Origin of the sequence: Microbacterium sp. JB110, assembly GCF_003335195.1 — a bacterium.
Classification (GTDB): Bacteria; Actinomycetota; Actinomycetes; order Actinomycetales; family Microbacteriaceae; genus Microbacterium.
Map to the genome: position 1 here is coordinate 141,323 of NZ_QPGM01000004.1, position 13,137 is coordinate 154,459.

A 13,137-nucleotide genomic window follows, 5' to 3' on the forward strand; every position below is an offset into this window, starting at 1 on the left:
GACTCTCCTTCCTCACTGGACGGCGGCGGCGCCGTCGACCGGGATCTGGCCGCCGGAGACGTAGTAGGACTGGTCAGACGCCAGCCATGCGACCGCGTTGGAGACGTGGATCGGTTCGATCCACGCTTTGCCGAACGGGTTCAGCCCGGCGAAGGCAGCCTCCGCGTCCTCTGCCTTCGGATCATCGAGATCCGGTCGGAACAGGCCGTATGTCGCGCTGTTCTTCACCATGGGCGTGTCGATCGAGTTCGGATGGATCGTATTGACCCGGATGCCGTGCGGCCCGAGCTCGTTGGCGAGCACCTTCATGAGGCCGACGATGCCGTGCTTGGTCGTGGTGTAGGCGGCCACGTTCGCGAGACCCTTGAACCCGGCGAGAGACGAGATGATGATCACCGATCCGCCCGCGCCTGAGGCGATCAGATGCTCGGCCGCGGCCTTGTAGGTGTGCCAGACGCCGGTCACGTTGATGTCCATCAGGTCCTGCCACGCCTGCTCGGCGACCTCGTGCGTCGCGTCTCCGAACGTGAAGATGCCCGCATTCGCCACCACGATGTCGAGCCGCCCGAGTTCGGCCACCGCGGCATCGACATCCGCCGTGAGCGCGTCGATGCTGCGCACATCCGCGGTCGACCTCACGATGCGCCGGTCGAGCGCCTCGACCTGCCGCACCGTCTCATCGAAGTCGGCAGCCGTCGCCAGCTCGTAGTACGACTTCACCGAATCGACGTCGCCTATGAAATCCACGGCGATGATGTCGGCGCCCTCCTGTGCCAGCCTCACCGCGTGCGACCGGCCCTGTCCTCGTGCTGCGCCGGTGATCAGCGCGACCTTGCCGTCCAGCTGTCCCATTGTGAACTCCTTCCGCACGCCTCGTTGCGCGCATGGCGCCGGTGCGTCCGGCGCTTCGGTTGTTCCTCCCCGCTTGGCGGGCCTTCCGGCCCGGGAAACGCAGGAAGGGCGCCGCTCACGCGACGCCCTTCCGTGCTCATCCTGTCGAGCAGCAGCCCCCCTCATCGGCGGAACCGCACCCGCATCCGGATACTCCGACTCCCCCGCCGGATTCGGCAGGGCCGGGTTGCTCCGCGCCCGCACGCGCCGCGAGCTCCGCGGCGAACCCGGCGAGCGGACTCTCATCACAGTCCGATACCGGCGGTGCCTGCGGACCGCCGGAGCGCCGCCCAGACAGACGCGCGGGGGTGAGACCGGCAATCGGGCTCTCGTCGCACGCCGATGTCGGCGGGGCATCCGGCCGGGTGGCCGAGAGCGTCACGCGCACCGGCCCCATACCGCTCGGCGCGGGCCCCTGGCGGGGGCGCGGCGGCGTCGTGCGGTGCGAGTGGTCGCCGCTGGGCTTCGGCTTGTCGCCCTTCATGTCCTTGAGGGCGGTCTCGCCGTGCCCGATCACGCATTCGGGGTCGGGGCCGTCCAGCGGCAGGCCGGTGAAGAACTTCGCCGCCATGCACCCGCCCTTGCACGAATCGAAGAACTGGCACGACGAGCACGCCCCGCCCGACTGCGGCTCGCGCAGCCGGGTGAACAGCTCGGACTGCTGCCAGACCTCTTTGAATCCGCCCGGCTCACGCACGCTGCCGGCGAGGAACTCGTCGTGGATCGCGAACGGGCAGGCGTACACGTCGCCGATCGGGTCGATCAGACACACGACACGGCCGGCGCCGCACAGGTTGAGGCCCTCGAGCTCCTGACCGTATGCGGCCAGATGGAAGAACGAGTCGCCCGTGAGCACCTCGCCGTCGTGGGCGACGAGCCAGTCGAACAGCACCTTCTGCTGCTCGGGCAGCGGATGCAGCTCGTCCCACACGTCGGCGGCGCGGCCGGAGGGGCGCAGGCGGGTCAGCCGCAGCTGGGCGCCGTAGCGGTCGGCGATCTCCTTGAACTGATCGAGCTGCGGAATGTTCTGCTTGGTGCACACCACCGAGAGCTTGAAGTTCTTCATCCCGGCCGCCTGCATGTTCGCCATCGCCTGCAGCGCCATCTCGTAGGAGTTGGGCCCTCGGATCCAGTCGTTCACCTCGGCCGTGGCCCCGTCGAGCGAGACCTGCACGTCGACGTAGTCGTTCTTCGCGAGCTCGGCCGCGCGATCCGGTGTGATCTTCACGCCGTTCGTCGAGAACTTCACGCCGACGCTGTGGGCGGTGGCGTAGTCGATGAGTTCCCAGAAGTCGGGCCGGACGGTGGGCTCGCCGCCGCCGATGTTCACGTAGAACACCTGCATCCGTTCGAGCTCGTCGATGATCTCCTTGCACTCCGCGGTCGACAGCTCACGCGGATCGCGACGACCCGAGCTCGACAGGCAGTGCAGGCACGACAGGTTGCAGGCGTACGTGAGCTCCCAGGTGAGGCAGATCGGTGCGTCGAGCCCGTACTCGAAGTGGTCGACGAGCCGCATCGGCTTCGGCGGAGATTCGGTTCCGGATGTCGGGGTCGCGTCCACAAGTGTCATACGTCACGCTCCTGAATCATGTTCGAATCGGCAAGTGTCCGCACCGCACCGACGTAGGGCGCGGTCGACGCCGCTGGCACGCCCTGGGCCTCGATGGCCTCGCGGACACTGGCGTGGTCGCCCAGCGTCCTGACCACGTCGAGCAGCGTGCGGTCCTTCAGGAACGACAGCTTGCGCGTTCCGAAGTGATACAGCAGCGCGCCGAACGACTCAGGGCGCACAGCGACCTGCGGATGCAGGCGCCACGGCCGGTCGGCGTCGAACGCGGTCATGATCAGTACACGCCGCACATGCCGTCGATGGAGACCTCTTCGACGAGCGACTCTGCCTCGACGACTTCCGTCTCCTCCGGCGCGTTGTCACGGAGCTTGCGAACAGTGGTCATGGTGTTCCTCCTTCGTCGCCCCCATTGGCGACCTCGTCCCGCCCTCGTCGGCGGAGATCCGTTGCGCTCTGACGGAATCGCTGATCGACTCGTGCCGATGAGGGCTACTGTCGGTGCTAGCGATCACGTCGGACCGTGCTCGCGATGCTAATGGCACTGGGTGCCGAATGGGAAGAGGGGTCGCATGAATTCGATGCCATCCATCGCGGCGCGTCCGGGCAGGGCGCGTGCCACGAGTGCCGCCGAGCTCGGCGAGATCGGGCTGTCGCTGATCCTCGAGCGCGGCTTCGACGCCGTCACGGTCGATGACATCGCCACGGCGGCCGGCATCGGACGACGCACGTTCTTCCGCTACTTCTCGTCGAAGAACGACCTGCCGTGGGGCGACTTCGATGCGCTGCTGCAACGGATGCGGGCGCACCTGGCCGAGGTGCCGCGCGACGCGCCGCTGGCCGTCGCGCTGCGCGAGGCCGTCGTCGAGTTCAACTCGTTCCCGGCCGACACGCTGCCGCAGCACAGGCTCCGGATGGCGGTGCTGCTCGAGACGCCGACGCTGGTCGCCCACTCGGCGCTGCGCTACGAGTCGTGGCGCCGCGTCGTGGCCGACTTCGTCGCCGAGCGCCTCGGCCTTCCGCCGCGCTCTGTCGGCGCCGAGGCACTGGCACGCGCCTGCCTCGGCATCTCGCTGGCCGCCTACCAGCACTGGCTCGGCGACCCTGACGCGGTGCTCACCGACCTCATCCGCGAAGGATTCGACGAGATGAGCATCGTGTTCGGCGACGCTCCGGATGATCGAGGCGGCGAGAGGTAGGTCGTGCCTCACGATCAGTCGGCGGCGGCGCGGGCCGGAGACGGGCCCCGCGGCTTCGACGTCGTGATCGTCGGCGGGGGCTCCGCCGGCGCGGTGCTTGCGGCCAGGCTCAGCGAGGATCCCGCCAGGCGAGTGCTGCTGCTCGAGGCGGGATCGGCCCCGCGCACGCCGGCGGAGGTGCCGGATGCAGCGCTCGACGGCACGACGGTGGCGGCGTCCGTGCCGGGGCACGCGTTGGGCTGGACGTATCGGGCGTCCCTGTTGGCTCCAGATGCCGCTTCCGGCATACACATGCCGCAGCGGGAATACGATGTGGTCAGAGGGCGTCTCATCGGCGGCAGCGGCGCGGTCAACGGCGGATACTTCGTCCGGCCGCGCCCCGCCGACCACGCCGAATGGGCCGCAGCGGGCGGCGACGCATGGTCGGAGGAGAACGCGCTGCCGCTGCTGCGCGCGATGGAGACCGACGTCGACTACGGCGACACCGAGATTCACGGCGGATCCGGCCCGATCCCGGTGCGCCGAGCGGCCGAACATCCGGTGTCTCAGGCGTTCGAGGCGGCGTGCCTGGCCGCGGGATCTCCGAGCGATCCGGACAAGAACGCGCCAGGCGGCGGTGGCGTCGGCCCGGTGCCGCAGAACGTCACGGACGGGGTGCGCCGCAGCCCCGCGATGCAGTACCTGCTGCCGGCGCTGAGCCGCGAGAACCTCGACGTGCGCGGCGGGGTCGCAGTGATGCGCGTCATCGTGCGCAGCGGCCGTGCAGTCGGTGTCGAGGCGACGGTGGCCGGCGACCGCACGGTCTTCACAGGTGAGGAGGTCGTGCTGGCCTCTGGGGCGATCGCCACGCCGCAGCTGCTGCAGCTGTCTGGCATCGGCCCCGCCGACGATCTGCGCGCCCACGGCATCCGGTGCGTCGCCGACCTTCCCGTGGGCCAGGCGCTCTCCGACCACGCCAGCATCACGCTCTCGGTGACTCCTCGCACGACGCTTCCTGCCCCTGACGGGTCGCCCTTCCCCACCGCACTGCATGCATCGGCGCTCACCGGTGAGCCGTTCGAACTGCTTGTCGGTGCCCGCCCGCTCGACGAGATCGTGCCGGGCATCGGGGCGCCGAACGCGCTGCCCGTGATGGTGAACCTCCCGGCGACCGGGCGGGGCTCGCTCACGCTGCAGTCGGATGATCCGGCTGCGCCGCCGCTCATCCGGTACGGCTACCTCGCCGACGAACGCGACCGTGGGATCGCCCGGCACGCCGTGCGCGTGGCGGCCGATCTCATCCGGTCGCGCGAGTTCGCGGTCGTCGCGGAGAGCGACGACGCCCCAGGCGCTCGACTGCTCGCCGACGACGGCGCCCTCGACACCTGGGTCGCGTCCGGCATCGGCACCACCGTGCACACCTGCGCCACCGCCCCGATGGGCACGGTGGCCGACGGCGCCGGCCGCGTGCTCGGCATCGACGGCCTGCGCGTGGCCGATACCTCCTTGCTGCCGGCCGCCCCCACCCGCGGCCCCGCCGCATCCGCCGTGCTCGTGGGCGAGACGATCGCCCGCGCGATGCGCACCGCGTGAGATCCCCCCTTCTCCGGCCCTCCGTCAGCGGACTGCTGCGCGGATGCAGCAGTCGTACCGGCTCGTGGCGCGAGAGCGGAGCCTCGCGCTGGGAGCAGGCGTGACACACAATGGGGTCACCACACCAGAGCGGGCACTGCGAGGTCGATCATGGCGGACGCGTCCTCCCCTCCGGCACGCGGAACAGGCGGTTCCGCGGCCGAGGAGCCGGGTTCCGGCGCGCCGTCGGGTGAGGATCGACCGACCGCCGCGGGCAGAGTGCTCGCGGTGCTCGACGCCTTCGACACCCAGCACGTGGTGCTGTCGCTGACCGACATCTCCCGCCGCGCCGGCTTGACGCTGCCCACCGCACACCGCCTCGTGCGCGAGCTGCGTGAGTGGGGTGCACTCGAGCGCAGGGCGGACGGACACTACGCGATCGGCATGCGGATCCTCGAGCTGGGCTCGCTCGAGCCGAAGGGACTGCAGCTGAGAGAGGCAGCGCTGCCGTACCTCGGCGACCTGCACTCAGCGGTCGGCAGCGATGTGCACCTGTCGGTGATGGCGGGAACCGACGTCGTCTACGTCGAATCCCTCCGCTCGCGTCACGGTGCGCCCGTGCTCACACGCCTCGGCGGACGATGGCCGCTGCACGCGACCGCAACTGGTCTGATCCTTCTCGCGCACGCGCCGGATGAGCTCCGCGAGCACATCCTCGCCGGGCCGCTGCAGGCGTACACCCCGCGCACCATCACGGACCCCGAGCGAGTGCGCAGGACGCTGGCGGAGGTGCGCGGCAACGGGCACGCCTTCGTCGATGAGTCCATCACCGAGGGCGCCGTCGCCCTCGCCGTGCCCGTGCAGGATCGCCGCAGCCGGGTGGTCGCCGCCGTCGGTGTGGCGCTGCGCCGCGGCAGCGTCGATCCGCAGTCGGTCCTGCCTGCGCTGACGATGACCGGCCGCGCGATCTCCCGTGCGCTCGGCGCCCCGTCTACGCGCTGACGACCTCGATCATCCGGCGCACGGCGAACTCGTAGCCGCGGGTGCCTGCTCCCACGAAGACGCATGAGGCGATGCCGGAGAGGTAGGAGTGGTGCCGGAACTCCTCGCGGGCGTGCACGTTCGAGATGTGCACCTCGGCGAACGGCAGGGAGACACCGGAGAGGGCGTCGCGCAGCGCGATCGACGTGTGGGTGAAGGCGCCGGGGTTGATCACGACGGCGTCGCAGTCCTCACGAGCGGCATGGATCGCGTCGATCAGCTCGCCCTCGTGGTTGCTCTGCACGGCGCGCACCTCGAAGCCGAGCTCACCGGCCGTGCGGGAGGCGAGTGCGACGACGTCGTCGAGCGTGTCGTGGCCGTAGGTCGCCGGCTCACGTGTGCCGAGCAGGTTGAGGTTCGGCCCGTTCACCAGGAGGATCCGTTTGTTCACGCCACTGTCCCTTCGCCGCCGCGTCACTCGGTCGGTTCAGGCTATCGCCCTTGTCCGGGGTCCGGAGCGTCGCTAGCCTGGCGGGATGCCGACCGACCCGCTCTTCATCGCGTTCCTCGCCGTGGGCATCATCGCCGCGGCAGTACTGCTCGCGGGCATGGCACTGGCGATCGCGCAGGCGCTCCGCGACAACGAGCTGCCGCCGCTCATCCGATGGGGCTGGGCGATTGCGGTCATCGCGTTCCCGCTCTTCGGCGCGATCGCATGGTTCGCATGGACGTCGCTCGACCGACCTGGCGCCTCCGCTCTGACGCGGGTCGTCACCAACGCCCGGTAGCCAGGAAGCGCTCGATCTGCTCGCGGTGCGGGGCAGGGTCGAGGCCAGACAGTGGAGCGCGCTCAAACGTGCGGTCTATGACTCGACGAGTCCGTCGTCGGCTCGAGTGAGTTCGTGGGTGAAGGCTTCGACGAGCGTGCGCTCGTCCGGAAGCGCTGCGTCAGCTTCTTGCTCGAGCTGATAGCGGCTGACAGCAACAGGTTGGGCGGTCGACGCGAGCGCGTATCGGACGACTGTGTCGTTCTTGCCCGCGACGAGGAGGATCCCGACCGTCGGTCGATGCTTGTCGTGGTTGCGGAGTCGATCGTCGACGATGGTGACGTAGAACGCGAGTTGGCCCGCATCAGCCGGTGCGAATGTGGTGGTCTTGAGTTCGACGACAACATAGCGCAGCTGCTCGATGTGGAAGAACAGCAGGTCGACATAGAAGTCCTCACCGTCGATGTCGAAGTGCATCTGGCGGCCGACGAACGCGAATCCCGCGCCGAGTTCACGCATAGTGTCGAGAATCCGGTCGACCATTCGCTGCTCGAGCTCTCGCTCCGAAGCGTCACCATCGACGGCGAGGAAGTCGAGGGCGTATGGATCCTTCGTGAGCTCCTGCGCTTGCTCGGAGTCCGACGGACCAAGCGCACCGGGAAAGTTGGTCGGCGCGGCCGCTTCCCGCTCGTGAAGACGTGTCGCGATCTGGTGCGCGAGCACGGCTCGGCTCCAGCCGTAGTGAGCGTCCTTGGCGGCATACCAGTCGCGCAGTGCCTGGTCGTCGAGCTTGTCGAGCATCACGATCACATGACCCCACGGCAATTGTCCAACAGGTCGTTGGACAATTGCCGTGGGGTCCGGCCACGCCTCCGCGAATCCGCGCATGTAGAAGAGATTCGCACGAGAGAACCCCTTAATGGAGGGAAACTCAGCACGCAGATCGGCGGCGAGCCGCGCGAGGACCTTCGAACCCCAACCCTGCTCGGTCTGCCGGTCGAGGATCGTACGACCGATTCGCCACCACAACTGCAGAAGTTCGGCATTGGCCTTCCGTTGCGCCCGGAACCGTGCGGTATGGACCTGCCTCTTGACCTCCTCGAGCGTGGCCGCATACTCATCCGGGATCAGGTTCGTCATGGCGTCACCGTACGTGCAACCGGCGACACTCGTAGTGACGCGTCGCATGGAACGCCTGAAGGCCTGATCAGAGCGGCCCGATCCGTGACCCCACAGCACTCTCGCGCAACGAAGCATTGCACAACGGCATCACGCTCCGGCGCGGGTCGTCACCAACGCCCGGTAGCCAGGAAGCGCTCGATCCGCTCGCGGTGCGGGGCGGGGTCGAGGTCGTGCTCGGCGACCCACGCATCGTCGTAGTACGTCTTCTCGTACCGCTCCCCGCCGTCGCAGATGAGCGTGACGACGCTGCCGCGTTCGCCCCGCTCGAGCATGCCGGCGATCAGCTCGAACGCACCGCACAGGTTGGTGCCCGTCGACCCGCCCGCCCAGTGCCTGGTGCGCTCGCGCAGCATTCGGATGGCCGCGATCGAGGCCGCATCGGGAACCCGGATCATGTGGTCGATCACGCTGGGAATGAACGACGGCTCCATCCGGGGCCTGCCGATTCCCTCGATGCGGCTGGGCATTCCCGTGCCGTAGTCGGTCGCGCCGGTCTCCCACCCGCCGTAGAACGCCGAGTTCTCCGGATCGACGACCGCCACGCGCGTGGCGTGGCGGCGGTAGCGCACGTACCGACCGAACGTCGCGCTGGTGCCGCCGGTGCCCGCGCCGACGACGATCCAGCTCGGCACGGGGAAGCGCTCGAGGGCGAGCTGCTGGAAGACGCTCTCGGCGATGTTGTTGTTGCCGCGCCAGTCCGTCGCGCGCTCGGCGTAGGTGAACTGGTCGAGGTAGTGGCCGCCGCACTCGGCGGCGAGCCGCTCTGCCTCGGAGTACATCTCGGGCGGGTGGTCGACGTAGTGGCAGCGACCGCCGTAGTACTCGATCAGCTCGATCTTCTCCGTGCTGGTCGAACGCGGAACGACGGTGACGAACTCGAGCCCCAGCATCCGGGCGAAGTACGCCTCGCTGACGGCGGTCGATCCGCTCGACGCCTCGATGAGGGTCGTGTCGCGGCCGATCCGGCCGTTGACCAGACCGTAGAGGATGAGCGAGCGGGCGAGGCGATGCTTGAGCGAGCCCGTCGGGTGCACCGACTCGTCCTTCAGATACAGGTCGATGCCCCATTCGGCAGGCAGCGGGAACACGTGCAGGTGGGTGTCCGCGCTGCGGTTCGCGTCGGCCTCCAGCAGTCGCACCGCCTCATCGGCCCATCCGCTGCGCGTCTCCATGCGTCGAGCGTAGCCGGTGATCCCACACAGACAGCGCTCGCGAGATGCGCACCTTTTCGACATTTGGGCGTTGAAATCGACGCATCTCGACGAAAGGTGCGCATCTCGGCAGCGGGGCGCGGAGACTACGCTCGGGTGGGGGGCGTTACGCGGTGTTCGCGCGGCTGTCGGCGAGCATTCATCCTGGCGGGCGACAATCGCACGTCGGCCACTTGGAGCAAGGGAGGTGCGCGATGGACGAGGAGTTCGACGAACTCATCGAGCGGATGAATGAGGCTCTCCGAGAACGATCACTGACCGCCATCCAAGCCACCCTCACCGAGCAGGATCCGCACGACATCGCGCGCCTGCTGGAGCGCGAGGACACCGACGACCGAGCGATCATCTACCGGCTGCTGCCGCGCACCAGGGCCCTCGAGGTCTTCGAGCTTCTCGAACCGGAGATGCGCAGTGAGCTGATCCTGGGCCTGCAGGACGAGGACGTCGCGCGCGTGTTCGAAGAGATCGACCCGGATGACAGAGCCCAGCTGCTCGACGAGCTCCCGGCGGGCGTGGCCGCGTCGCTCATGAAGGGCCTGTCGCCGACCGAGCGCGCGCTGACGGCGCCGATGCTCGGCTTCGACGCCGACAGCATCGGCCGCTACATGAGCACGGAGTACGTGCGTCTGAACGACGAGATGACGCTGGGCGACGCGCTCACGCACGTGCGGCACCGCGGGCTGGGCGCTGAGACCATCTACCAGCTCCCCGTCACCTCACCGCATCGTCGCCTGCTCGGCGTGATCAGCCTGCGCCGGCTCGTGATGGGCGACCCGAGCGCGCTGGTGAAGGACCACATGCGCGATCCGGTGTTCGTGCACGCGACGGACGACGCCGAGTACGCGGCGCGCGAGCTGATCGACGCGCAGCTGCTCGCCGCGCCGGTGCTCGACAGCGAGGATCGGCTGCTCGGTCTGCTCACCAGCGACGACGCGCACGCGATCGTCGAGCGCAGCGAGGACCGCAGGGCCGCCAGACAGGGTGGTGCCGAGCCGCTGCGCCGCCCGTACCTGACCGCGCCGATGTGGGGTTTGGTGCGCTCCCGCGTGGTGTGGCTGCTCGTCCTGGCGGTGTCGGCCGTTCTGACGGTGCAGGTGCTCAACGTCTTCCAGCACACGCTCGACCAGGTCGTCACCCTGGCGCTGTTCGTGCCGCTGCTGACCGGAACGGCGGGGAACACAGGGTCACAGGCCGCGGTGACCGTCACCCGCGCGCTCGCGCTGGGCGAGGTCAGACCCCGCGACATCCTGCTCGTGATGTGGCGGGAGGTGAGGGTCGGCCTGATGCTCGGCGCGCTGCTGGGCACGATCGGATTCGCGGCGGCGAGTCTGGTGTTCGGGCTCGAGTTCGGCGAGGTGATCGGCATCACCCTGTTGTGCGTGTGCACGCTCGCCGCGACGGTCGGCGGCGCCATGCCGCTGATCGCGCGCGCCGTGCGCGCCGACCCCGCCGTGTTCTCCACACCGTTCATCGCGACCTTCTGCGATGCCACCAGTCTCATCATCTACTTCCTGATGGCGACCTGGTTGCTCGGCCTGTGACGGGCGGATGAGCGGACCGCGCGGACCGCTCATCCGCCCGTGATCATGTCCCACGAGATCTTCGCGACCAGCGCCGCGATCACGACGATGAACACCACGCGCACGAACCTCGACCCCTTCGACAGCGCCATCCGTGCGCCGATGTAGGCACCCACGAGATTCGCCGCGCCCATGGCCAGGCCGAGCCCCCAGATCACGTGGCCCGCGGGGATGAAGAAGATGAGTGCTCCGATGTTGGTGCACAGGTTCGCGATCTTGGCGAAGGCCGAAGCGGGCATGAAGGCGTAGCCGAGCACGCTGACGAAGAGGATCACGAAGAAGGAGCCGGTTCCCGGCCCGAGTGCGCCGTCGTAGGTTCCGACGAAGAGTCCGATCATGGTCGCGGCGACGACGTGCTTCCAGCCGTGCCAGCGGCGATTCGTGTGCACACCCATCTTCGGTTTGAAGACGGTGAAGGCGCCGACGCCGATGAGCACGACGAGGATGATCGGGTCGAACGCCTCCGCCGGGATCAGCGTCGCCAGCGCGGCGCCGAAGACGGCACCGGCGAGAGCGGCGAGCGCCAGCGGCACCGCCGTGCGAGGGTCGGGCTTCACCCTGCGCGAGTACGTGGTCGCCGCGACCGCCGTCCCCATCACGCTGGAGAGCTTGTTGGTCGCCAGCGCCTGCAGCGGCGCGATGCCCGGCGCGAGCATCAGGGCGGGCAACTGGATGAGCCCTCCCCCGCCCACGACCGCATCGACCCATCCGGCGGCGAGAGCCGCGACGAGCAGAAGCACGAGAGTGAGCACGTCGATCTCCGGCACCAGGTGATTCTAGTCGTCGCCGCATCCCCCGCTTTCGCGGCGTACTCTCATTGGACGGGCAGCAGCGCTGCGCGCACGTGAGGAGGAGACGTCCATGCCGATCCTGGATTCCCGACTTCCCCTTGCCGCCGCTCCGATGGCCGGCGGCCCGTCCACGATCGCGCTGGCGCGTGCGGTCGCGCAGGCGGGAGGGTTCCCCTTCCTCGCCGGCGGGTACCAGAGCCCGGATGCGCTGGCCGAGCAGATCGCACAGGCGCGGTCGATCGGCAGCGATTTCGGTGTGAACCTGTTCGCCTCTGCGTCCGCCGAGATCGACGACGACGCCTTCGAGGCCTTCGTCGACGAGATCGCGGAGGAGGCCGCGCGGTACGACATCGTGCTCAGCCCCGAACCGGTCAGCGACGACGACCAGCTCGGCGACAAGGTCGCCATGCTCGTGGAGATGCCGGTGCCCGTCGTGTCGTTCACCTTCGGGCTCCCAGGCGCCTCCGCCCTGCGCGCGCTGCAGTCGGTGGGAACAACGGTGCTCGCCACTGTGACCACACCGGACGAGGCGAGGCAGGCCGTCGACTCCGGCGTGAACGGCCTCGTGGTGCAGGGCTCGTCAGCAGGCGGTCACAGCGCGACCTTCGACCCGACGCACGACCCGCGTCCGCTCGACACCGCTGAGCTCGTTCGGCGCGTGAAGCACGAGATCGAGGCTCCCGTGATCGCGGCCGGCGGCGTCGACGGCCCGGATGCCGTGGCGCGACTTCTCGAAGCGGGCGCGGAAGCGGTGTCGGTGGGAACGCTGCTGCTGCGCACCGACGAGGCCGGAACCTCGGTCGCGCACCGACGAGCGCTTGCCGACCCCGACTTCACAGAAACGGCCATCACGCGTGTGTTCACGGGGCGCCCGGCACGCGCGCTGCGCAACGGCTTCATCAACAGGCACCACAGCGCGCAGATCACCGCGTACCCCGCGGTGCACCACCTGACGAGGTCGCTGCGGCGCGCGGCGGCCGCGGAGGGCGACACCGATCGGCTGCATCTGTGGGCGGGAACGGGCTGGCGCTCGGCGCGCGCCGATTCGGCGGTGAACGTCATCCGGTGGCTGGCAGGAGACGAATGAGGTGTCGTCTCGCCTCATCCGGGCCCCGCCCAGCAGGGGTGCACCCGGGATTCTGAAGAAGTTTTCCGCGCATTCATGGACGAAAGTGGGCAGTTCTCCCCACTGAGTGGGGATTGCAACGGTCGGGGTCGTGGAGAATGACACCATTGCAATTCACAATGCGTGCAGAGCGCCGCGCCAGGGCCTGTCGTTTCTACTGCGTGACCAGCGCCTTCGCTGAGCAGGATGCAATCAGAGCAGGACGAATGTTGCATTCGAATGAATCATTCTGAGCGACTGCCCAACCTACTGCCCATGGGTACTTGGGTAGTTTTGCCGATTACAACG

Annotated in this window: 14 protein-coding genes; 6 read left to right on the forward strand and 8 right to left on the reverse strand. The window is 68.7% G+C overall.

The window, feature by feature from the left end; genetic code table 11:
• Positions 1–12 precede the first annotated feature (12 nt).
• From CIK77_RS09035 to mftA, 4 genes are all read right to left on the reverse strand, one after another.
• Positions 13–852 carry a mycofactocin-coupled SDR family oxidoreductase gene (locus CIK77_RS09035; RefSeq protein WP_087055907.1) on the reverse strand — a complete coding sequence of 280 codons (840 nt, stop codon included), beginning with the start codon at positions 850–852 and terminating at the stop codon, positions 13–15.
• A gap of 136 nt (positions 853–988) precedes the next feature.
• On the reverse strand, positions 989–2,464 hold the full coding sequence (mftC, locus tag CIK77_RS09040) for a mycofactocin radical SAM maturase (protein WP_087055906.1): 1,476 nt from the start codon (positions 2,462–2,464) through the stop codon (positions 989–991).
• Positions 2,461–2,736 (reverse strand): mycofactocin biosynthesis chaperone MftB, encoded by a 276-nt coding sequence (mftB, locus tag CIK77_RS09045; RefSeq protein ID WP_087055905.1) that lies wholly within the window; start codon positions 2,734–2,736, stop codon positions 2,461–2,463. The genes mftC and mftB overlap by 4 nt, the downstream gene beginning before the upstream one ends.
• Positions 2,737–2,738: 2 nt before the next feature.
• Positions 2,739–2,849 (reverse strand): mycofactocin precursor MftA, encoded by a 111-nt coding sequence (gene mftA / locus CIK77_RS09050; protein WP_087055904.1) that lies wholly within the window; start codon positions 2,847–2,849, stop codon positions 2,739–2,741.
• A gap of 193 nt (positions 2,850–3,042) precedes the next feature.
• Here mftA and mftR point away from each other — a divergent pair, with 193 nt between their 5' ends.
• The 3 genes from mftR to CIK77_RS09065 all read left to right on the forward strand — a co-directional run bounded on the left by mftR (position 3,043) and on the right by CIK77_RS09065 (position 6,213).
• Positions 3,043–3,660, forward strand: coding sequence for a mycofactocin system transcriptional regulator (gene mftR / locus CIK77_RS09055; protein ID WP_212647512.1), 618 nt, complete (start codon positions 3,043–3,045; stop codon positions 3,658–3,660).
• A gap of 3 nt (positions 3,661–3,663) precedes the next feature.
• Complete coding sequence (gene mftG / locus CIK77_RS09060) at positions 3,664–5,232, forward strand: mycofactocin dehydrogenase MftG (protein WP_087055902.1); 1,569 nt, start codon at positions 3,664–3,666, stop codon at positions 5,230–5,232.
• A 150-nt stretch (positions 5,233–5,382) separates the two neighbouring features.
• Complete coding sequence (locus CIK77_RS09065; RefSeq protein WP_087055901.1) at positions 5,383–6,213, forward strand: IclR family transcriptional regulator; 831 nt, start codon at positions 5,383–5,385, stop codon at positions 6,211–6,213.
• Here the strand turns inward: CIK77_RS09065 and aroQ are convergent.
• Positions 6,203–6,643 carry a type II 3-dehydroquinate dehydratase gene (gene aroQ / locus CIK77_RS09070; protein ID WP_087055900.1) on the reverse strand — a complete coding sequence of 147 codons (441 nt, stop codon included), beginning with the start codon at positions 6,641–6,643 and terminating at the stop codon, positions 6,203–6,205. The genes CIK77_RS09065 and aroQ overlap by 11 nt on opposite strands.
• An 85-nt stretch (positions 6,644–6,728) precedes the next feature.
• Here aroQ and CIK77_RS09075 point away from each other — a divergent pair, with 85 nt between their 5' ends.
• Complete coding sequence (locus tag CIK77_RS09075; protein ID WP_087055899.1) at positions 6,729–6,980, forward strand: PLDc N-terminal domain-containing protein; 252 nt, start codon at positions 6,729–6,731, stop codon at positions 6,978–6,980.
• Between the two features lie 75 nt (positions 6,981–7,055).
• Here CIK77_RS09075 and CIK77_RS09080 read toward each other — a convergent pair whose 3' ends face one another.
• Entirely contained in the window at positions 7,056–8,099 is a 1,044-nt protein-coding gene (locus CIK77_RS09080) for a PDDEXK nuclease domain-containing protein (protein ID WP_087055898.1), read from the reverse strand.
• 149 nt (positions 8,100–8,248) lie between these two features.
• Complete coding sequence (locus CIK77_RS09085; RefSeq protein ID WP_087055897.1) at positions 8,249–9,313, reverse strand: PLP-dependent cysteine synthase family protein; 1,065 nt, start codon at positions 9,311–9,313, stop codon at positions 8,249–8,251.
• Between the two features lie 233 nt (positions 9,314–9,546).
• On the opposite strand from CIK77_RS09085, the gene mgtE reads away from it, so the two are divergent.
• Entirely contained in the window at positions 9,547–10,893 is a 1,347-nt protein-coding gene (gene mgtE / locus CIK77_RS09090) for a magnesium transporter (RefSeq protein ID WP_087055896.1), read from the forward strand.
• A 29-nt stretch (positions 10,894–10,922) separates the two neighbouring features.
• Here mgtE and CIK77_RS09095 read toward each other — a convergent pair whose 3' ends face one another.
• Positions 10,923–11,699 carry a TSUP family transporter gene (locus CIK77_RS09095; protein WP_087055895.1) on the reverse strand — a complete coding sequence of 259 codons (777 nt, stop codon included), beginning with the start codon at positions 11,697–11,699 and terminating at the stop codon, positions 10,923–10,925.
• Positions 11,700–11,793: 94 nt separating this feature from the next.
• On the opposite strand from CIK77_RS09095, the gene CIK77_RS09100 reads away from it, so the two are divergent.
• Positions 11,794–12,810 (forward strand): NAD(P)H-dependent flavin oxidoreductase, encoded by a 1,017-nt coding sequence (locus CIK77_RS09100; protein WP_114347241.1) that lies wholly within the window; start codon positions 11,794–11,796, stop codon positions 12,808–12,810.
• The last annotated feature ends 327 nt before the right edge of the window (positions 12,811–13,137 follow it).